The organism is Spirosoma soli, from assembly GCF_042684525.1.
In the GTDB taxonomy this organism is placed as follows: Bacteria; Bacteroidota; Bacteroidia; order Cytophagales; family Spirosomataceae; genus Spirosoma; species Spirosoma soli.
In genome coordinates this window covers 1-20,130 of sequence record NZ_JBHULN010000002.1, presented here as the reverse complement: position 1 = coordinate 20,130, position 20,130 = coordinate 1, and the positions used below count along the sequence as shown (strand labels likewise).

At 48.8% G+C, this 20,130-nt stretch carries 18 protein-coding genes; 13 read left to right on the top strand and 5 right to left on the bottom strand.

Features of this window, described 5'->3' with window-relative positions:
• Positions 1-20: 20 nt before the first annotated feature.
• Positions 21-914 carry a tRNA (adenosine(37)-N6)-dimethylallyltransferase MiaA gene (gene miaA, locus ACFSUS_RS03630; protein WP_381519234.1) on the bottom strand — a complete coding sequence of 298 codons (894 nt, stop codon included), beginning with the start codon at positions 912-914 and terminating at the stop codon, positions 21-23.
• Between the two features lie 395 nt (positions 915-1,309).
• Between miaA and ACFSUS_RS03625 the strand changes: the two genes are divergently transcribed.
• Together ACFSUS_RS03625 and ACFSUS_RS03620 are read left to right on the top strand one after the other, a co-directional pair.
• Positions 1,310-1,648, top strand: coding sequence for a winged helix-turn-helix transcriptional regulator (locus tag ACFSUS_RS03625; RefSeq protein ID WP_381519231.1), 339 nt, complete (start codon positions 1,310-1,312; stop codon positions 1,646-1,648).
• Positions 1,649-1,763: 115 nt separating this feature from the next.
• Positions 1,764-2,333: a hypothetical protein gene (locus ACFSUS_RS03620; RefSeq protein WP_381519230.1), complete on the top strand. Its 570-nt coding sequence runs from the start codon at positions 1,764-1,766 to the stop codon at positions 2,331-2,333.
• A gap of 60 nt (positions 2,334-2,393) precedes the next feature.
• On the opposite strand, the gene ACFSUS_RS03615 is transcribed toward ACFSUS_RS03620, so the two are convergent.
• Positions 2,394-3,206, bottom strand: coding sequence for an outer membrane beta-barrel protein (locus ACFSUS_RS03615; protein WP_381519227.1), 813 nt, complete (start codon positions 3,204-3,206; stop codon positions 2,394-2,396).
• An 8-nt stretch (positions 3,207-3,214) separates the two neighbouring features.
• On the bottom strand, positions 3,215-4,534 hold the full coding sequence (locus ACFSUS_RS03610) for an SGNH/GDSL hydrolase family protein (protein WP_381519225.1): 1,320 nt from the start codon (positions 4,532-4,534) through the stop codon (positions 3,215-3,217).
• A 258-nt stretch (positions 4,535-4,792) separates the two neighbouring features.
• Here ACFSUS_RS03610 and lysM point away from each other — a divergent pair, with 258 nt between their 5' ends.
• From lysM to ACFSUS_RS03585, 5 genes are all read left to right on the top strand, one after another.
• Positions 4,793-5,266: a peptidoglycan-binding protein LysM gene (gene lysM / locus ACFSUS_RS03605; protein WP_381519222.1), complete on the top strand. Its 474-nt coding sequence runs from the start codon at positions 4,793-4,795 to the stop codon at positions 5,264-5,266.
• Positions 5,267-5,410: 144 nt separating this feature from the next.
• Positions 5,411-6,796, top strand: coding sequence for a DUF937 domain-containing protein (locus ACFSUS_RS03600; RefSeq protein ID WP_381519219.1), 1,386 nt, complete (start codon positions 5,411-5,413; stop codon positions 6,794-6,796).
• Between the two features lie 78 nt (positions 6,797-6,874).
• On the top strand, positions 6,875-7,162 hold the full coding sequence (locus ACFSUS_RS03595; RefSeq protein ID WP_381519216.1) for a hypothetical protein: 288 nt from the start codon (positions 6,875-6,877) through the stop codon (positions 7,160-7,162).
• 93 nt (positions 7,163-7,255) lie between these two features.
• Entirely contained in the window at positions 7,256-8,140 is an 885-nt protein-coding gene (locus ACFSUS_RS03590) for a S1 family peptidase (protein WP_381519214.1), read from the top strand.
• Between the two features lie 122 nt (positions 8,141-8,262).
• Positions 8,263-8,643: an SPW repeat domain-containing protein gene (locus tag ACFSUS_RS03585; RefSeq protein WP_381519212.1), complete on the top strand. Its 381-nt coding sequence runs from the start codon at positions 8,263-8,265 to the stop codon at positions 8,641-8,643.
• A gap of 82 nt (positions 8,644-8,725) precedes the next feature.
• On the opposite strand, the gene ACFSUS_RS03580 is transcribed toward ACFSUS_RS03585, so the two are convergent.
• Positions 8,726-9,325, bottom strand: coding sequence for a DUF4136 domain-containing protein (locus ACFSUS_RS03580; protein ID WP_381519209.1), 600 nt, complete (start codon positions 9,323-9,325; stop codon positions 8,726-8,728).
• A 28-nt stretch (positions 9,326-9,353) separates the two neighbouring features.
• Positions 9,354-9,608 carry an RNA-binding protein gene (locus ACFSUS_RS03575; RefSeq protein WP_381519206.1) on the bottom strand — a complete coding sequence of 85 codons (255 nt, stop codon included), beginning with the start codon at positions 9,606-9,608 and terminating at the stop codon, positions 9,354-9,356.
• A 319-nt stretch (positions 9,609-9,927) separates the two neighbouring features.
• Between ACFSUS_RS03575 and ACFSUS_RS03570 the strand changes: the two genes are divergently transcribed.
• The 6 genes from ACFSUS_RS03570 to xylA all read left to right on the top strand — a co-directional run bounded on the left by ACFSUS_RS03570 (position 9,928) and on the right by xylA (position 19,970).
• Complete coding sequence (locus ACFSUS_RS03570; RefSeq protein ID WP_381519204.1) at positions 9,928-11,013, top strand: M20 family metallo-hydrolase; 1,086 nt, start codon at positions 9,928-9,930, stop codon at positions 11,011-11,013.
• A gap of 46 nt (positions 11,014-11,059) precedes the next feature.
• Positions 11,060-12,724, top strand: coding sequence for an FAD-dependent oxidoreductase (locus ACFSUS_RS03565; RefSeq protein ID WP_381519201.1), 1,665 nt, complete (start codon positions 11,060-11,062; stop codon positions 12,722-12,724).
• A gap of 88 nt (positions 12,725-12,812) precedes the next feature.
• On the top strand, positions 12,813-15,149 hold the full coding sequence (locus ACFSUS_RS03560) for a GH92 family glycosyl hydrolase (protein ID WP_381519198.1): 2,337 nt from the start codon (positions 12,813-12,815) through the stop codon (positions 15,147-15,149).
• A 273-nt stretch (positions 15,150-15,422) separates the two neighbouring features.
• Positions 15,423-17,276: a glycoside hydrolase family 2 protein gene (locus tag ACFSUS_RS03555; protein ID WP_381519195.1), complete on the top strand. Its 1,854-nt coding sequence runs from the start codon at positions 15,423-15,425 to the stop codon at positions 17,274-17,276.
• 385 nt (positions 17,277-17,661) lie between these two features.
• Positions 17,662-18,348, top strand: coding sequence for an NUDIX hydrolase (locus ACFSUS_RS03550; protein ID WP_381519192.1), 687 nt, complete (start codon positions 17,662-17,664; stop codon positions 18,346-18,348).
• Between the two features lie 290 nt (positions 18,349-18,638).
• Positions 18,639-19,970, top strand: a complete 1,332-nt coding sequence (xylA, locus tag ACFSUS_RS03545; protein WP_381519190.1) for a xylose isomerase — start codon at positions 18,639-18,641, stop codon at positions 19,968-19,970.
• The last annotated feature ends 160 nt before the right edge of the window (positions 19,971-20,130 follow it).

The window sequence follows — 20,130 nt, the reverse complement described above, 5'->3', positions numbered from 1 at the left end:
CATGATGAATGGTTTGGTAATCATTCATCATGCATCATTCTTCGAAGAACTTCATCCATTTCAGGCTTACACCACTCGTAATTGCCCTGATTGCGGAACCACGTAAGCTGACGTTTGGCGTAACGGCGTGAGTTTCGTTTTAATAAGCGGACCATCTCCTCATAATCGTACGTACCATCGAGGTAGGGAAACACTTCCTGATAGCCAACGGTCTGAAGGGCGGGTAGGTGGCGATGGGGGATGAGTGAACGTACTTCTTCCACTATTCCCGCTGTGAGCATGGCATCCATGCGAGTGTCGATACGTGCATATAATTCTTCGCGGGGGCGCTCTAACGCAACCAGAACCGATCGAAATGGGCGCTCGGTCGGTTGCTGCCGCCGAAACGATGAATAGGGTTGGCCCGTGGCCAGACATACTTCAAGAGCCCGCGTCACCCGAACGGGGTTCTGTAAATCGGCCGTTTGGGCATACGTCGGGTCTAACCGACGTAGTTCAGCCTGTAATACTTCTAAACCTTCTTTCCGCAAGCGAGAAAACAGTTGTTCGCGCAGAGCGGGGTCAACCGTAGGCATATCGTCAAGGCCAAAACAAACAGCGTTGATGTACAGGCCGGTACCACCCGATAAGATCACTGTATCTTTATCCTGAAACAGTTCCTGCAGTAAGGTCAGACATTCGCGCTCGTATCGCCCGGCGTTAACGGGGTCGGTAATGGTATGCGAATTAATAAAATGATGGCGGACGCCCCCCATTTCGTCAAGTGAGGGCTTGGCCGTGCCAATACTTAGTTCGCGGTACAGTTGTCGGGAATCTGCCGAGACAACGTCAGTTTTTAATTGGTTGGCTAACTGTACGCATAACGCCGTTTTTCCGACGGCTGTCGGTCCCGCCACAACGAGTAAAGTTTTCAATTAGTAGAAGTATGCTTAGGTTATCAAAATTAAGAGGTTTATCATACATCTTGTAGTAGGTAACTCTACTCATTACGTATATTGCCGCAACAAGTAGCTCTCATTACATGAAATTTGGGCTACCAAGAAAAACTTATCTGCAATTCCATGTATTTACGAGCGAAATACGGGCTACGCCTGTTACTTATCTCAGTTGGGGAAGTCTAACAGGCTAGTTTATTAATATTATTTTATCCTTGGTGCGTAGGTAATTATGCGAAAAAAGTACGTAAATTGATGTACATACATTATGAGTGTATGAATTATTACAGCCCAAACATATATCTTTGCTCATACTTACTCAAGTACCTTCTAATCAGTAAGTTACCCACCATTTAGTTAGTTGTTTTTTATTTATGAATGATCAGCTTCGTACTCAGAAGTCAACTGACACTACTCAGTTAGTGCTACAAAAAACATTAGACATTATTTGCGGGAAATGGCGTTTGTACATCATCTATCAATTAGGCACTGAACCCAAGCGGTATGGCGAACTGCGTCGGATGATTCCTGATGTAAGCGAAAAAGTACTGGTTCAGGAGCTTAAAGTGTTGGTTTCACTTGGCGTTGTGGAAAAGAAGTCATACGGTGAAATACCCCCCCGTGTTGAATACAGCCTGACAGCCAAAGGTCGGCAGGTGCTGCCTAAGTTACTCGACCTCACATCAATCGGCGAAACGTTTCTCGAACCTTAATTAGGTCAACTATTTTTGATTCTGGAGCGTTATTTGTTGTAACGTTAAATAGCGCACAGAGTCGATGAATATAAAAATATGTTGCGGATTTGTAAGTGTATTGTGGTTCAGCTTCATGAATCATGATAATCTGCGGCATATAGATGTGGTAGCTAATTTGACTGAAAGGCCACAATCATCGGAAATCCGGCAACCATCAACGTTTGTCAGCTACACGAAAGAGTTGCGGTTCAACATTTATACCTTCACCATTACGGCCACCGATAGTGGGGCTGTGCGGGACCTCAACGTAAAAGCGTATCGCGGAGCCTTGCTGTTGACCAACTTTCGGACACGTATCGACGGAGCAGTCGTTAGTGCTGAAGTGGCTGATCTGGACCAGAACCGGTTTCCGGAGCTGTATGTCTACAGCACCAGCGATGGCAGTGGTTCGTTTGGACGTGTGTATGGATGGCAGTTTTTGCCGGAGCGCAAAGCCGATGTTACGTTGGTAAACTGGCAGCTTAAAAACACGGATGGCTACATGGGCCACGATAGCCTTTGGGTGGAACGTGACATTTTATGTCGTAAGTACCCTATTTATCGGCCCGGCGATGCGAATGCCGAACCCACCGGTGGCGTTCGAATGATGCGATACCGATTACGGGCAGCCGGTGATAAATACACACTTATGGCTGAGCAATAAAAGGAAAAAGGCCGGTAAGCTCGTAGCTGCCGGCCTTTTTCCTTTTATTCTATGTGAGTGCTAAAACACTTTAAAACCAAGCGAAACGGTTGCGATGCCTAAAAAGCCGGTAATGTTAGCGTCTTTGTAAACACCACCAACTGGTACAGCGTAGCGTACGTCAACATCGAGGAAGTTGATTGGTGTGAAGCCGACCCCCAGCTCTACAGCATACGTGAAGTCTTTTACTTCCAGATTTTGCGCTTCGTATCTGTTCAGCAAATTCGTTGAGCTGTTTGTGGCCGGAATGGCTGTCTGTGGGAAATTAATAGCTGCATTGGCATTGATCTGGCCGCTATTGACCCGGTTAGCTTCGGCCTTCTGTACGAAGATCAGGTTCGGGCCAATATACCCCCGGAGTTTCCCATCCATCCAGCGCTTACCGAATAGGATCGGTACGTTAACCGACTCCAGCACCGACTCCGAAACGATGTTCAGGCTAGCGTTTAGTAAATCCGGTTGTACACTCACAGGTATGGCATTGGCTAGGGCTGGATTCGCGTTTACGTCGAGCGTTACGTCTGTTTTTTGCTTCAGCACAAATCGGTTATACGTTACTTCGGCCTGGATGAAGAATTTATCAAAGTTTTTGCGTGCCCAGAGGCCACCGCTGTAGCCGTAACCAATGCCGTTGCTTTTGTTTTCTAGGGCAGGAACCTGAACACTGCCTATTGATTGAGCGGGAATGTTGGTAAAGCCATGAGTAAACGTGCCTCCCCCTTTAACGCCCAATTCAATACTCCGAATGGGAGTAGTACCAACGGAGGTTTGAGCAGTTGCGGCCGACGCACTTACCAGAAGCAGCGCGGCTATAGAAAGTTGACTAAGTTTCATGAGTGATATTATTGTTGCAATAGGACGCGACGATAGTTGGCAGAATTAACCTGGGGGATGGTTGATCCGTACTTAGCGTTAATTCCTTTAATGATTTCATTGGCCATCAACGCGTAGCCAGCGGGAGTTAGATGTATACCATCAAGACTAAACACTCCCCCTTGAATAAAAGATGCTGTGTATTTGATACCGTTTTGAGTTAATCCATCAGGTGAAGCTACTTGACCTAATACGCTGTTGGGATCAACATAAGCTGCTCCTTTGGCATCAGCCTGGGCTTTCATAATATCATTGAACTCTTTAGTTTTAGCAGTAAGCGTAGCTACTTCTCCTGCATCAAGTACAAGCTGTGTTGGTAAAGGATTAGTTGGACTTAAGCCATATGGACCTTGCTTTGTACCAATTGTAGTGCTACCAATAGTTGCATAGTCTGTCAGGTTTGACAACAAGAGCAAATCACCAGATTGCGTGGCTCTAACACCATTCGGGGTCTGAATAAACAGTGCCGTGATAGGGGTTGGTGGATTAACAGTTGCGTTGATCTGTGCCAGCACTAAAGCAACGGTTATTGTACTGAATAAGGGGGCTGTTGTGATGTTTGGAATCCCTATAACAACACCCTTACGATTACCTTCGGTTAATTTGTTCATCATCGCTGTAAAATTCGTTGTGAACAAATCCGTCGATGTAGGTGCAACGGCTCCACCAGAAAGAGCATACGCTAAGACGTCGTTGTTGCCAAGCCAGCATGAAAAGAAAGTTGCTCCATTCAGGTTGTTGCTAACGTACTGAAAATAAGTAATAACTGGGTCGGCTACTAATCGTTCATAGTAAGCATTGCCTGCCGTTGAGCCGTAACCTGGTGAAAGGACATTAGCTACCTGAATACCAGGAACACCCAAATTTTGATTGACGCCCGTAAACTTAGTCAGCAATGGTGCTGATGGTGTACTGGTCGTCATACCACCACGTGCTGCACCAGGTGCTACCGTTACGAATGAGGTAAGCAAGGTCGCAGGATTAGTAAGTGATGGGACTTTTACAAGCTTTCGATACCCCGAGCCATTAGCTTGTGTATCCAGGAACAATGGCTGTATAAAATCACCACCGCCAACGGTTTTAAACTGCCCTGCCAGAATGTTTGGGTACGAATTGAGTTGTCCTTCACGGTACAAGCCGCCATCGGCAAAACCAGCGGTTAAAGAGTTACCCACAGCTACGTACTTCGTGAAGTCGGCACTGCCTTTGTTCGGTGTTTCGCCATTTACTAAACCTGGGTCAATATCATTGTCTTTGCAAGCTGATAGGCTAACCAACACGGTTAGCATGAGCCCCCATCTAAACCTCTTATAAAACTGCATGCTTGATAAGCAAACTGATTGTAGAAAAAAAAGATAAACTAGTAATAAAAGAACGTAAAAGTAACTGCTTTTTGCCTATTGCATGAGGGGATAGTCATTAAAACTTATGGAGTAGTGACCCCAAAACTTAAAACAATCACAAAACCAGTAGGTTGTTTAAAACGAATAGCCCGGCTTACTTGCCGGGTGTTTGTTCAATGTTTCATCATAAACCATACTAAACCAATGGGTCTTTTATCGTTCTTCAAGGGAGTAGGCGAAAAAATTTTCCACAAAGATCAGGTAGCTGCACCAGCTGATCCTGCACAGGCTGAGAAGGTTGAGCCAGTACGGGCGCAGGCGCTGCTTGACCACGTTAAACAGTTGGGGCTGGCATATAACAGCTTAACCGTTAAAACTAAAGGAGATACTGTGATCCTGACGGGATCGGTAAAATCGCAGGAAGATGCTGAGAAAATTGCGCTGGCTGTTGGGAACGTAGAAGGCGTATCATCGGTAGACAATCAGCTGTCTGTTGATCAACCCACTCCAGAAGGTAAATTCTACACGGTGAAATCAGGCGATACGTTGTCGAAAATTTCTAAGGAGGTGTATGGCGATCCTATGAAATTTGGCATCATCTTCGAGGCCAATAAACCAATGCTGAAAGATCCTGATCTGATTTACCCTGATCAGGTGCTTCGCATTCCTCAGTTGTAAAGCAAAGGGCTGGGGGCGCAGGGCTAAGGGTGAGAAAGTTGTTTCTGCTCTTAGTCCTGCGCCCCCAGCCCTTTGCGCAAAATAGCCTTTCCGAACATTCATACGTATGACCCGGTTAATGTTCTGTCAACCAACGTATGAAAAATGGCCGTTCATTTATTATCTCTTCTGAAGGATCAGTTCACGCCCGCCGTAATTGATCAGCTCAGTGGTGAGTTGAACGAATCGTCTGCCAACACGCTCAAAGCGGTTAACGGTTCGTTACCAACGCTGCTGGGCGCACTTACCAGGCGTGTTCAGGCATCAGGTGGAGCGTCCTCACTGATTAATTTTCTGGAGAAAGAAAATTACGCGGATACTCCTTTCGACGTGTCTCAGGTCACAGATACTCATCAGGAAACCGCTCACACGGTTGCTACCGGTCGACACTTTCTCGACCAAATCTTTGGCAACAATTTAACCCGAACTACTGAACTCATTGGCACTTACAGTGGCACCAAACCGCAGTCGGCGTTAGCCATTCTTAGTTTGGCCGGATCGGTGCTCATGGGCGTGCTAGGACGGCAGGAACAAGAAAATGGCCTGACCGCTGAGAGCCTGAAAACGCTGCTGCTTGGGCAGGCAACCGAGTTCCAGAAAGCTGTTCCAACTGGTTTAGAAGGTGTCGGTAGCTTGCTTGGCTTCAGCGAACTGGTGACCCCTGCCGGACCACAAACCGAAGTACAAGGCACCGATAATTTTAGTGGTACCATTGTTAACCCCAACATTCCGAAAAGTCCCGAAGGCGATCGTCGGCACGAAAATGTGCGCTGGCTCCGTTGGGCCATGTTTGCGTTGGCGGCTTTGGTAATTGCCCTTATTGTACAGAAATGCAGCCAGAATCAGAATGGTATCGACGGCGTCAGTACCGATTCAACGGCTCGTGTTGAATCGGATGAGGCAGAAGACACATCGCCTGCCACAAAGCAAAGCGTTGAGGAGTCTAATGGTCAAGTGTCCGATTCAACCGCACCTGGCGCCCTTGGCATCCGCGATTCATCAGCGTCAGGTGCGAGTGGTTCTTCAGGTAGCGGGCCAGAGGTACGAACGCAGGTAGAACTGCCCGGCGGACGTAAACTGAGCCTGACTGAAAACTCGTTTAACGCTCAACTGGCCCAGTTCCTGGGCAGTAAGCCTAAGAATCCTGAACGTACGTTTACCTTCGATAACCTGACGTTTGAAACTAATTCGGATCGCATTACGGTCGAGTCACGGCCGAACGTCAATGACCTCATCGAGATCATGAAGGCCTATCCTGGCCTACACATCCGGGTTGAAGGTCATACTGATAACACGGGCAATGCCGATGCCAACAAAAAACTGTCGATCGACCGCGCCAACGCCGTGCGGACTGCATTGATGTCAGCCGGTATTGAGGCTAATCGCGTGACAACCCAAGGCTTCGGTTCAACAAAACCAACCGCTTCTAATGAATCGGCCGAAGGACGTCAGAAAAACCGACGTATTGATGTCGCTGTCACAAAGATTTAAGCGAACGATCGGTGCATACACAGAAACTATAGCCAGTCTTGACGGCGGGCTATTGTGAATAAAAAGTAAACTCAACGAATGAAGAAGATGACACGAAACACGGCAAAACAACTGAGAAGCTGGCTGCTGACTGGCTTGCTGATTAGTTCCAGCGTAATGTTCTGGAATTGTTCAGGTAGTAATAAGAATGAATCAGGTAGCGAAGCTGGCTCAACAACCACCGCCGACAGCACAGAGATGGGTCGGCAGGGCGATACCCTAAATTCGTCAAGTATGGATGCGCCACAGCAGGCGCCACCCGATAGCGCCAGTGCCCGCGGAGCTGTAGTGCCCGCTGAGGTTGAGGTGAAAACAAAAAAGCAGTAATTAGTTAATGCGTAATGAATCGGTCAGTTGAGTAGGATTAGCTAATTTGCGAGCTAGTTGACTAATCAACTGGCCAATTCACTGTATTAATTTATGTTTGTTGACGCTATTGAACGCGTTGATCCGTTTACCCGCCCGCTGCATTCTATTGTTCGGCTTTACGGACACGATGAAATTGTACCGGGCAGTGCGACGCTGTTTTTCGTGAATGAAGAAGGCTGCGCGGTTACGTGTAAGCACGTTGCGGAGCTAATCACTCAAACCGAAAAAATCTACGAAAATTACCGAAAGTTTCAGGGGGCTCGCCGGGATGTATTACGCGAGAAAAACGCCGGACATCGTATCAGCCAGTTGGAAGAAGAATTCAAGCTTCGACCCGACACCATCATCCGGCTCCGAAATAACTTTGTTAGCTGCGTTGATCAATATCAGCGATTAACGGTCGATATGCACCCCACGCAGGATTTGGCGCTGCTACGTTTTGAAGGATACACCCGGTTGCTCTACCGGTCTCACGCCGTTTTCTTAGGCGATAGCAATCGCATAAAACCCGGCCGGAGCCTGTGCCGGTTGGGCTACCCCTTTCCCGAGTTTACCAACTTTCGCTACAACCCCAGCATCGACGATATCGAATGGACAACGGAGGGCCGTGTGGCGTCGCCTTGTTTTCCGATTGATGGCATTGTGACCCGGCTACTTAGCGATAACGTAGCTATTACCGGCATTGAGCTAAGTACACCTGGATTACGAGGGCAGAGTGGGGGGCCCTTGTTCGATACCAACGGCCTCATTTATGGTATGCAATCCGCTACGCGCCATTTACACCTTGGATTCGACATTGAAGATCGAGAAGTACTGGTGAACGGTCGAAAAAGCCGGGTGTCAAATTACCCGTTTTTAAACGTGGGTCAATGCGTACATGTCAATGTAATTAAGGCTTTTTTACGGGAGCGGGGCGTAAAATTCTACGAAGGGTAAGTCCATTAAGTATGGATAGAACCGTCAGGGGCCGTTTGCTCATCAATGAAGATACTATAGTAGATATATAGTTTTAGTAGTGTTTTGATTTTGTGCATAACTCAACGTAAACAACTAAAACTATGCGATTCATTTCAACGAAAGTACATGGCGTACTTGACTATCTGGCAGGAGCACTCATTATAGCATCTCCCTGGTTATTTGGCTTTGCCGACGGTAGTTCGGCTCAATGGGTGCCGGTTGTAACAGGGGTAGTACTGCTGCTCTTGTCAATCTGTACCGATTATGAAGCAGGCCCAGTGAAGGCATTTTCAATGTCGTTTCACTTGTCGATGGACGTACTGGCAGGTATTCTTCTGGCCGCTTCGCCCTGGTTATTTGGATTCGCGGACGATGTATACATGCCGCATGTCATATTAGGAATTTTGGAAATTGGCGCTGGCTTAATGACCGAAAAAGTACCGTATCGGCATGGCCATCATGGCGTGCAGACGGGTGTTTAAAGTAACTAGCCAAGTGTTGTCAGGGGTTGTCAAGTATTGATCAATACTTGACAACCCCTGACTATAAATGACCCTCTACTTGTCAGGAACGTTCAGCAACTGGAACCGGATAATCCTTCATAACCTTATGAATCCCCTTTGCTACTTCCTTTTCAATTCGTTTCGGATTGGAAACATCACCCTCAACGCTACCTCGCCAAATTAATTGCTTCGTGTGGGCGTCGACAATATCAACCAATAACGTGCCTTCGGTGTACTGTACGTGCTGAATGTTATTATTCCAGGCGTAAGGCCAGTTGCCAAAGCCGTAAGGGTAGTACCGCCAACCAGCCCGGAAACCAAACGGATAATACATAGGATAAGGGGTGGCTGTGCTGTAGGTGTTTGTTTTTTTCTCCGTGTAGGTATGAAAACCCACCAGGAGATCCGGGTTTTCAGGGTTCATTGTCAGGCCCCGTTTGCCTAATTCATCGGCCAGGGTGGTTTCAATGTTCTTCGTGATTAGTCCGCTGCGGTACACCGGGTTGTTGCCCACCTGGATGTCGGGCGTGCACCAGGCAAATGTTTTATATTTTGTGAAGTCAACCGATTTGTCAAAATCGGTGGCGACTTGCGCTTTGGTCGTTGAGATGCCCCACACCAGCGTTCCAATGAGCAGGGCAAATTTCAGATTCGTTTTCATGGTTGTTGAGTGAATTAGAAGTTATTACTTAATTGATTGGCGTGGCTGATTCGGTATCAATTATTTGTCCGTCGTTGCCAAATACTGCAACGACCGGTTTTCCATGTTGCTTGAAGTGAGCAAATGAGTAATCGTTGTTGTGCGTCCAGCTCACCGACTCTACCTTTCCGAAGCGGTGATTAAACGCTTTTTGAACGGTTTCATTGGGCAGGCCCGATGACATACAGCTTACAAACCAACAGCTTACCAATAAGCTGGCTACTCCTTTTGTGATTGATTTCATACTCGTTGTTCGTTAACACAAACTGTGTCGTTTGATGGGGCTAAGGTGGAAGACCGAGTTTAAAACTATTTTAAAAAAGTCTTAAAAGACGCTTAAAATGAGCTGATTAGTCTATTTAATGAATAGGTGAGACGTTGAAAAAAGTAACCACCTGGTAGCCTTCGAGAATGTTTGGTTAGCTTTTCTTATAAAGAATTTTCTACGCCATACAAAGCCGATGAGTAGATGTACTTCGTAGCTCACGACGGGATTTTATCGTTTCTGGGCGTAAAGGGTTGGCTGGGGTACTGTATCTTTGGACGTACAACTTGATTTTGGTATGTCACAATCCTCTTCCTCAACGACTCCGCAACGTGCCCTGGCTGCCGATGCCTTAGACTTGCTTAAACGCCTGATTGCCACCCCTTCGTTTAGCCGCGAGGAAGACCGGACAGCGGAGTTAATTGAGGATTTTTTTAGCCAGAAGCAAATTCCGTTCAAACGGCTGAAAAACAATATCTGGGCGCAAAACCGGTATTTCGACCTGGCAAAGCCGACTATTCTGCTCAACTCGCACCACGACACTGTCAAACCCAACAAATCTTGGACGCTCGACCCGTTTCAACCGCTGGAGCGTGACGGTAAATTATTCGGACTTGGTTCTAATGACGCAGGTGGCTGTCTGGTTTCGTTGCTCGCTACGTTTGCTTACTTCTACGACCGAGCCGACATGACCCATAACATTGTGATAGCTGCTTCTGCCGAAGAGGAGATTTCGGGCCGCGATGGACTGGAACTACTGCTCCCCGAACTGCCCACTATTACCTTTGCCATTGTGGGCGAACCAACCGAGATGCAATTGGCCATTGCCGAGAAAGGACTCCTTGTTTTGGATTGTACAGCCCATGGTATCAGTGGTCATGCGGCCCGCGACGAAGGCGAAAACGCTATCTATAAAGCCATTCAGGACATCAACTGGCTGACGACCTATCAATTTCCAAACGTATCGCCTACGTTGGGGCCGGTCAAATTGTCGGTCACCATTATCAACGCCGGAACGCAACATAACGTAGTGCCTGATACCTGTACGTTCACTATCGATGTACGAGTAACCGAGCAATACACGCTGGAAGAGGTTATTGATACCATTCGGCAAAACATTCAGGCTGAGGTGAAGCCTCGCTCTATTCGCCTGAAGCCATCGAGTATTCCGGCCGATCATCCGATTGTACAGGCTGGTATAGCCCTTGGGCGTCACACCTACGGATCGCCAACAACGTCTGATCAGGCCGTTTTGAACTGCCCTTCGCTAAAATGCGGACCTGGTCACTCGGGGCGGTCGCATTCGGCGGATGAGTTCATTTATCTTCACGAAATCGAAGCCGGTGTCGATGGGTACATTCAAATGCTGGAGCAGGTGGTTTAAAACTATTCTGGCTCACACAACGATCACTAAACCCTACACGTAATATATGAAGTTCTTGAGCAGGTTATCCTGGCTGATTTTGCTATACCTGACTACGGTACCTGGCTTTGCACAACCGGCTACTCGCAATGCTGGCGTACGACGTGCCGATGTAATAATTTACGGCGGAACGTCGGCAGCAGTAATTGCGGCTGTTCAGGTTAAGAAGATGGGAAAATCCGTGTTGGTTGTGTCGCCGGACAAACATGTAGGCGGACTATCGTCGGGTGGCTTGGGATTTACCGATACCGGTAACAAAGAAGTAATTGGCGGCCTTTCCCGGGAGTTCTACCAGCGTCTGTACCAGCATTACCAGCAGGATACGTCCTGGAAATGGCAGAAACGAGACGAGTATGGCAATAAAGGGCAAGGAACACCCGCCATTGATGGCAATGCCCGAACCATGTGGATATTTGAACCGCACGCTGCCGAACAGGTTTTTGAAGACTTCGCCAAGGAATATAAAATCACCATCTACCGCGACGAATGGCTTGACCGATCGGCCAAAGGAATCCAGAAAAAAGCGGGCGCCATTCAGTCGTTTCGCACGTTAGGGGGTACGGTCTACGAAGGTAAAATGTTCATCGACGCTACGTACGAAGGTGATCTGATGGCTGCTGCGGGTGTTCGTTATCACGTGGGTCGCGAGGCCAGCAAGGTGTATAACGAAACCCATAACGGCGTGCAGGTCGGGGTTTTCCAGCACGGGCATCATTTCAAGACCAACGTCAGTCCATACGTCGTAGCTGGTGATCCTAAAAGTGGTTTATTAGCTGAGGTGTCTAGGGAGAAACCTGGTCCAAACGGGTCAGGGGATAACAAGATTCAGGCGTACTGCTTTCGGATGTGCCTGAGTAACCATCCCGAAAACCGGCTCCCTTTTCCAAAACCTGATGGGTATGACCCGGCGCGCTATGAACTGCTGGCTCGGGTCTTTGCTACGGGTTGGCGGGAGACATTTAATAAATTTGACCCCATCCCAAATCGGAAAACAGACACCAACAACCACGGCCCATTCAGTACCGACTACATTGGTAAAAACTACGATTATCCCGAAGCAACCTACCAACGCCGGAAACAGATCATTAAAGACCACGAGCTGTATCAGAAAGGGCTCATGTATTTTCTGCAAAACGATGAGCGTGTACCGGCCGACGTGCATGAGCAGATGCAGCAGTGGGGTTTACCCAAAGATGAGTTCACCGACAACGGCGGTTGGCCGCATCAACTGTACATCCGCGAGGCTCGCCGAATGTTGGGTGAGTTTGTTATGACCGAGGCTGATGCCTTGGGGAAGACGAACGTACCGAACCCGATTGGTATGGGCTCATATGCTTTAGACGCCCATAACGCCCAACGGTTTGTGAAAGAAGATGGCTTTGTGCAAAACGAAGGCGATATCGGTGTACATCCCGATAAGCCCTATTCCATCGCCTACGGGGCGATTCTGCCTAAAGAAAACGAGTGCAGTAATTTGCTGGTGCCGGTATGCGTATCGAGCTCCCACATTGCTTACGGGTCTATTCGGATGGAGCCGGTTTTCATGATTTTAGGACAATCGGCGGCAACCGCTGCGGTGCTTGCTATTGATAACAAAGTGTCTCCGCAAAGACTGCCGTACGCCAGGCTTCAGGAAGTCTTGTTAAGGGATAAGCAGCGGCTCACTAATTAATTCGGCCGAGTAAGGTCAGTAATTCGGGGTAGATAGAATGCTTTTCCCCTGGTGGCGGCCCATCAGGGGATTTTCTTGCCAATTATTCATGCAAAAACTGATTCTACTTCTTTTACTTGCTTCGTACGCTATTGCTCAGCCGAGCCGAACCAGCCCGGCGAAACCGCCCATTACGTACGTTAATCCGCTGATTGGATCAGCACCCAGTCAGACGCCAACGGCTAAAAAACACAGTGAAGCCGGTAGCGAGTTGAAAGGCCAAATTGCACCCGCTATTGGGCAACCGCACGCCATGACTACCTGGACCCCGCAAACCCAGGCTACCGAAACAAAGTGCATAGCCCCGTATTATTACAATGATCCTAAAATCAACGGCTTTCGCGGAACGCACTGGCTCAACGGAAGCTGCGTACAGGACTATGGTTCGGTGACCATCATGCCGATTTCGGGGAAACTCGCCCTGCGCCCCGCCGAGCGCGGTTCTCGTTTTGACCATGCCAGGGAGATGGTTACACCCGCTTATTATGAGGTCCAACTGGCCGACTCCGATATCAAGGCGCAACTGTCAGCGCACACGCGGGCGGGGTTATTGCAGTTCACGTTCGGTAAAGGGGGCGAAAGCGCGTTGCTCATCGAGCCAAACAGCGACGAAGGCGAAGGGTACATAGCCATTCACCCGGAACGTAATGAAATTGTGGGTTATAATCCGGTACACCGAATCTATCAGGGAGCCGGACAATCCGCGGGTTTCAGCGGTCATTTTGTGGTGCAGTTCGACCGACCGCTGGCTCAGTTTGGTACGTGGACAAACTACGAACCGGCCGAGGGAAGCAAACAGGCCAAAGGAACGGGCAAAAGAGAATCAGTCGGCGCTTATGTTCGCTGGACCTTGAAACCGGGTGAGGTAGTGCGCGTTCGGGTTGGAACGTCGTTTGTCAGTGAAGAAGGGGCCCGGAAAAACGTACAGGCTGAACTTCCAGACTGGAACCTGGCCCGTGTTCGCCAGCAGACCGAAGCCGCCTGGAATACTGAACTTGGCCGGATGCAGGCCACCGGGCGAGACGTTGACAAAACGCTGTTTTACACCGCCCTGTACCACGCCAACCTAACACCCCGTGTCTTTTCGGATGCTGACGGTCGATATCCGGGTTTCGCCGATGACACGACCATTCAGCAAGCCAAGGGCTTTACGTATTACTGCGATTTCAGTTTGTGGGATACCTTTCGAGCCTGTCAGCCGCTGCAAAACCTCTTGAATCCAAAGCGATCCGGCGATCTGATGCAATCGCTGGTCAAAAAGGCCGAGCAGGGGGGCTGGATGCCTATTTTCCCGTGCTGGAACAGCTACACAGCCGCTATGATCGGTGATCACGCCCAGTCGGCAATTGCCGATGCCTACGTTAAAGGTATTCGGAACTTCGACGTCAAAATGGCGTACCAGTACTTACGAAAGAACGCGTTCGACGTCAATAGCGATCCTAAAAGTTACGAGTCGGGTAAAGGACGACGGGCGCTGGCGTCCTACTTACAATACAACTACATTCCGCTCGAAGATTCGGTCTGGCAGGCGTTTCATAAACGTGAACAGGTGTCCCGAACGCTTGAATATGCGTACGACGATTTTTGCCTGAGTCAGCTAGCCAAAGCGCTCGGCCATACCGAAGATGCCGTGACGCTAATCAAACGAGCGCAGAACTATCAAAACGTGCTCGATCCGGCAACGGGCTACGTCCGCGGTCGATACGCTGATGGGCGCTGGATAGCCCAGTTTGACCCATTTGCGCTTCGGTCTTCGTTTATTACGGAAGGGTCGCCAGCGCAGTACACCTTCTTTGTGCCGCAGGACATAGCTGGCTTAGCAAAACAGCTTGGCGGGCGTGAACGGCTGGTTGCCAAACTAGATACACTTTTCGAGGGCGGGCATTACTGGCACGGGAATGAGCCCAATAACCAGATTGCCTACCTCTACGCCTGTGCGGGCGCTCCTTACAAGACCCAGGGCCGGGTTCGGCAGCTCGTTCGTGACGAATACGACAGTTCACCGGGTGGGTTAAGCGGTAATGAAGATGGTGGACAGATGTCAGCCTGGCTCGTGTTTAGTATGGCTGGCTTGTACCCCGTTTGTCCCGGAACGCCTTATTACGTACTGGGTAGCCCCAGCCTGGATGCGGTTACCATTAACCCCCCAGCGGGTAAACCGTTTACAATACGGGCCGTCAATAATTCACCAGAGCATGTCTATATCCAATCGGCCACATTGAATGGCAAGCCCTTCACACGTACGTACCTCACCCATGACGAGCTTCTGAAAGGGGGCGAGCTAATCTTACAAATGGGGGCGGAGCCTAACAAAAACTGGGGTAGCCAACTCAAAGATGCATTCCCTTCGTTGGTGACGGAATCAGGTAAGTCAGATCGTAAATAGCCGTAGCGAGTAATGCTTCTACCTAATCCAGTCTGGTATGAAAGTATTATTCTGGCACTATGTAGCCTGGACGCCACGTCCGGGTGAAAAACAATATTCATTGTAACCCGGACGTGGCCGTCCAGGCTACACAAACGCTCAATTTTGATCACTAAATGGAAGTATATTCTTTATTAGTTTTTCTTCATTTGAAGAATGGCTAACAAATAAGCAGCATCTGTCTCATAAAGTGCCAAAAACAACCAGTTGCTGGATTCTCAAACGTTACTACCTATGAACAAACTTTTTTTATCGCTTACCGTACTAACAATAAGCTGCGTTACTGTACAAGCGCAGTCAACCGGCTGGCAACCCGTTCCGGGTAAAATTATGTCGCCCTGGGCCGAAAAGGTAGATCCCGCTAACGCACTGCCCGAGTACCCCCGACCGCAATTGGTACGTAACAACTGGCTTAACCTGAATGGCCTGTGGGACTATGCGCTGGTACCAAAGGCGGGGACAGAAAGTGCGCCGACGTCGTTCAATGGTAAAATATTGGTACCCTACGCCGTGGAGTCGGCTTTGTCGGGGGTGGGCAAAACGGTTGGAAAAGACAGTGTGCTGTGGTACAAACGTACCGTAACAATTCCGGCTAAATTCAAAGGACAAAACGTGCTGCTGCACTTTGGTGCCGTCGACTGGCAGTGCGATGTGTATATGAACGGTCAGAAAGTGGGAACGCACCAGGGTGGGTATGACCCGTTCTCATTCGACGTAACCAACCAGCTAAAAAAAGGAGGACAGCAAGAGGTTGTTGTACGGGTCTGGGACCCCACCAGCGAAGGGCCACAGCCAAGAGGTAAGCAGATCAACAAGCCTCATAGTATCTGGTATACGCCCGTAACTGGTATCTGGCAAACTGTTTGGCTGGAGGCCGTTCCGAAAACGCACATCGCATCAACCAAACAGACGCCGGATATTGATAAGAAAACCCTGACCGTATCGTCAAAAGTAAACAACCTGCAAGCCAGCGACCGGCTGCGCATTACAGCGCTTTCCAATGGACAGAAAGTAGCAGAGCAAGAGGTTACCAACGGTCAGGATGCTGTGTTAGCCATCAATGACCCGAAACTGTGGTCGCCCGATAGTCCTTTTCTCTATGATCTTGCTGTTGCCGTTGTCAGAAATGGTAAGGTGATCGATGAGGTGAAAAGTTATTTCGCCATGCGGAAGATATCGGTTGCCCCCGATAACAACGGCGTGCTCCGTATGCTGCTCAACAACCAGTTCGTGTTTCAATACGGCCCGCTCGACCAGGGGTGGTGGCCCGATGGGCTTTACACCGCGCCAACTGATGAGGCTCTGCGCTTTGACATTGAAAAGACCAAAGGAATGGGCTTTAACATGATCCGCAAGCACGTAAAAGTAGAACCCGCCCGTTGGTACCATCATTGCGATAAGTTAGGTATGCTGATTTGGCAGGATATGCCCAGTGGCGACAACGGTAACGAGTGGGAGCAGCGTCCTGGCATCATTGGCAAGGCTACCGACCGGGACCGAACAGCTGAATCAGAGCAGATGTACAGAACGGAATGGAAGGCCATCATGGATGCCAACCATAACTTTCCGTCCATTGTGGTATGGGTACCCTTCAATGAAGCCTGGGGACAGTTCAAGACCGAAGAGATCACTAAGTGGACCATGGCTTACGATCCGTCGCGGTTGGTGAACAGTGCCAGCGGTGGCAACTTCTATCCAGTGGGACATATCCTGGATTTACACAACTACCCTGCACCAGCCATGCCCGATCCGGCTCTCTTCGGTCAGAAACAGGTGATTGTATTGGGTGAGTTTGGCGGGTTAGGGTTGCCGCTGGAGGGGCACACGTGGCAGTCGAAAAACAACTGGGGATACCAGACATTCAAGAATGCAGAAGAAATGACGGCTCGTTATACGTCGTTCCTCGACCGGTTTGAAGAGCTTATCAAGCGTGGCTTATCGGCGGCTGTTTACACGCAGACAACGGATGTTGAAGTCGAAACCAATGGCCTGATGACCTACGACCGAAAAGTGATAAAAATGCCCGAAACTCAGCTTAAACAAGCGCATATGAAATTGTACAACCCTGCGCTGGTTAGTGTGAAGTGAGTGAATAATAACCAGGTAAAGGGCGACTAGCTTCCTTAACTTTCAGTCGAAACAGGCTCACCAAATGGGGTAGGAATCGTGTCTTCAGTTACGTAAGTGATAATAGAATAGGAAAAGTGACGGGCCTTGGTGGCATATTTTCTAAATGCAATGACCCGCAAAGTATGAACGATTAGTATGCTAGTGGCAGGGTAGAGGTTTGTGCCTCGCTCAGATAAAATCTGATTGGCTGACTCACAATGCCCTTCTGGTCGTGACTCGTCACGACGAATAATACTTATCCTCAATCCGCACTGATAATACTGAAAATAGGTGGCTACTTAGTTTTACTTAGGGTTATATTTTACTTTCGCCGATTAATAAGATACAGGACTGCCAATCCCCTATGTTAGATCAGTATAAGCAGCAACACCCCTATTTACTAGCCCTTGATTCTATCATTTTCGGTTTTGATGGTGAAAGCTTAAAAGTGCTGTTGGTTAAACGTGGAGTAGAGGATAAGACCTGGTCGCTAATGGGGGGATGGTTACAACCTAATGAAGGGCTCGAACAGGCCGCTGCCCGTATCCTGTTTGAACTTACCGGATTGACTAATGTATACCTTGAACAGTTGTTTGCCTTTGGCGATCCACACCGCGATCCGATTGTTCGTACCATCTCCGTCGCTTATTTCTCACTGGTTAAAGTGGCGGATTATGAGTCGAAAATTTCGGAGACGTTTCAGGCGCGCTGGTTTTCAATTTATGACTTGCCTCCCTTACTATTCGACCATGGCGACATGGTTGAACTGGCGATAAAACGGCTTCGCTACAAAGCTGCTCAGCATCCCATCGGCTTCGAGCTGTTACCCGAGAAATTTACGATTCCCCAGTTGAAGAAGCTCTACGACGCTATCTACAATACAGACTTCGATAAGCGTAATTTTAGCCGAAAAATTCTTTCGACGAATCTGCTGATCAAACTTGATGAGAAGCAGAAGGGTTTTTCGAAACGCGGAGCTTACTATTATCGGGTTGATATGGCTAAGTACCAACAGAATACCGACTCCTTCCTGAATTTTATTCCTTCCTGATCAGGTTTGCATCTAAACATCCTGTGTTGCCAGTTTCGGGTCCTTCAGTAACTCGTCAGCCAATTATTTTATAAAAAATATTAGGTGTCGACTTGACATTTAAAAAATGAGTGTCATTTTTACACTAAAAAATAGCACAAACAGAGTTTCATCTGTAGAAAGTCCATGATAGGATAAGGCAGCTTAACCGAACCTTCTCCGACACTTCAGGCAGCATTCGACCAGTGGCATTCCCACTTGCAGACAACAGAATTAACCAACGTATCATTATAATAACCACTTACCCAATTATGTCGACGATCACAGTAGGCGATCAGGAGTATTTCAAAGGCATTGGTGCTATTGGCTACGAAGGCCCTAAATCCAAAAATCCGTTAGCCTTCAAATGGTACAACCCCGACTTAGTTGTCGGCGGAAAAACCCTGCGCGATCAGTTGCGTTTCGCCATTAGTTACTGGCATACCTTCTGCGGAACCGGTGGCGATCCCTTCGGCCCTGGCACGCGCGTTTTTGCCTGGGATCAGGATAACGATGCCAATGTACGCGCCCGGATGAAAATGGATGCGGCTTTTGAGTTCTTCACCAAAATTGGTGCGCCCTATTACTGTTTCCACGACATCGATCTGGTCGATGAAGGATCGTCGGCCAGCCAGTATGAAGGCCGGTTGCAGAAGATCGTTGAGTATGCGAAGCAGAAACAGCAGGCAAGTGGGGTGAAGTTGCTCTGGGGTACGGCCAACGTATTCTCGAACCCGCGCTACATGAACGGGGCATCGACCAATCCGGATTTTGCAGTGGTGGCTTACGCCGGTACACAGGTGAAAAATGCCATCGATGCGACCATTGCACTCGGGGGCGAAAACTACGTGTTCTGGGGTGGGCGAGAAGGCTATATGTCGCTGCTGAACACCAACATGAAGCGGGAGGTCGAGCACCTGGCCAAATTTCTGACCATCGCCAAAGACTACGCCCGAAAACAGGGTTTCAAAGGCACGTTCTTCATCGAGCCAAAGCCGATGGAGCCGACCAAACATCAGTACGATTACGATGCCGCTACGGTCATTGGCTTCCTACGGCAATACGGTCTGGATAAAGATTTTCAGTTGAATATCGAAGTCAACCACGCGACGCTGGCGGGTCATACGTTCGATCATGAACTGCAGGTTGCCGCTGACGCTGGTATGCTGGGTAGTATCGACGCCAACCGGGGTGATTACCAGAACGGCTGGGATACGGACCAGTTCCCAATCAATTTGTATGAACTGGTTGAGGCCGCGCTTGTGATTCATCAGGCGGGGGGTATCAAACCCGGGGGAATCAACTTCGATGCAAAAGTCCGCCGGAACTCGACTGATCTGGAGGATTTATTCGTCGCTCACATCAGTGGCATGGATGCCTTCGCCCGTTCGTTCATCGTGGCCGATGCTATTTTGCAGGATTCCGACTACCTCAAATTCCGTCAGGAACGGTATGCTTCCTTCGACAATGGTCAGGGAAAAGCATTTGAGGACGGCACCCTGACGCTGGAAGACCTACGAAACTACACGTTTGAACATGGTGAACCACAACTGCGCAGTGGTAAGCAGGAATGGCTCGAAAGTATTATCAATCAGTACATCTAACCAAGTTTCTTCGATCTGACCTCATGAAGTTTTTAAGAACGTGTTTGGGAATTGAGAAAGGCTGGGAGCCGCGTCACCTTTGTAGCGACCAAGCAACAGAGATGTGACCAAACAATTTAATGCTCTAACCGACTCCCAGTGGGCCGCAATTTCGCCTTTT

Excerpts from the sequence above, each read along its gene's own strand:
- ACFSUS_RS03615 (WP_381519227.1), bottom strand. The coding sequence starts at position 3,206 with ATGAAACTTAGTCAACTTTCTATAGCCGCGCTGCTTCTGGTAAGTGCG.
- ACFSUS_RS03600 (WP_381519219.1), top strand. The coding sequence starts at position 5,411 with ATGGCCGTTCATTTATTATCTCTTCTGAAGGATCAGTTCACGCCCGCC.
- ACFSUS_RS03575 (WP_381519206.1), bottom strand. The coding sequence starts at position 9,608 with ATGAAATCAATCACAAAAGGAGTAGCCAGCTTATTGGTAAGCTGTTGG.
- ACFSUS_RS03625 (WP_381519231.1), top strand. The coding sequence starts at position 1,310 with ATGAATGATCAGCTTCGTACTCAGAAGTCAACTGACACTACTCAGTTA.
- ACFSUS_RS03595 (WP_381519216.1), top strand. The coding sequence starts at position 6,875 with ATGAAGAAGATGACACGAAACACGGCAAAACAACTGAGAAGCTGGCTG.
- ACFSUS_RS03555 (WP_381519195.1), top strand. The coding sequence starts at position 15,423 with ATGAACAAACTTTTTTTATCGCTTACCGTACTAACAATAAGCTGCGTT.
- lysM (WP_381519222.1), top strand. The coding sequence starts at position 4,793 with ATGGGTCTTTTATCGTTCTTCAAGGGAGTAGGCGAAAAAATTTTCCAC.
- ACFSUS_RS03585 (WP_381519212.1), top strand. The coding sequence starts at position 8,263 with ATGCGATTCATTTCAACGAAAGTACATGGCGTACTTGACTATCTGGCA.
- xylA (WP_381519190.1), top strand. The coding sequence starts at position 18,639 with ATGTCGACGATCACAGTAGGCGATCAGGAGTATTTCAAAGGCATTGGT.
- ACFSUS_RS03565 (WP_381519201.1), top strand. The coding sequence starts at position 11,060 with ATGAAGTTCTTGAGCAGGTTATCCTGGCTGATTTTGCTATACCTGACT.
- ACFSUS_RS03610 (WP_381519225.1), bottom strand. The coding sequence starts at position 4,534 with ATGCTAACCGTGTTGGTTAGCCTATCAGCTTGCAAAGACAATGATATT.
- ACFSUS_RS03620 (WP_381519230.1), top strand. The coding sequence starts at position 1,764 with ATGAATCATGATAATCTGCGGCATATAGATGTGGTAGCTAATTTGACT.
- ACFSUS_RS03560 (WP_381519198.1), top strand. The coding sequence starts at position 12,813 with ATGCAAAAACTGATTCTACTTCTTTTACTTGCTTCGTACGCTATTGCT.
- ACFSUS_RS03550 (WP_381519192.1), top strand. The coding sequence starts at position 17,662 with ATGTTAGATCAGTATAAGCAGCAACACCCCTATTTACTAGCCCTTGAT.
- ACFSUS_RS03590 (WP_381519214.1), top strand. The coding sequence starts at position 7,256 with ATGTTTGTTGACGCTATTGAACGCGTTGATCCGTTTACCCGCCCGCTG.
- ACFSUS_RS03570 (WP_381519204.1), top strand. The coding sequence starts at position 9,928 with ATGTCACAATCCTCTTCCTCAACGACTCCGCAACGTGCCCTGGCTGCC.
- ACFSUS_RS03580 (WP_381519209.1), bottom strand. The coding sequence starts at position 9,325 with ATGAAAACGAATCTGAAATTTGCCCTGCTCATTGGAACGCTGGTGTGG.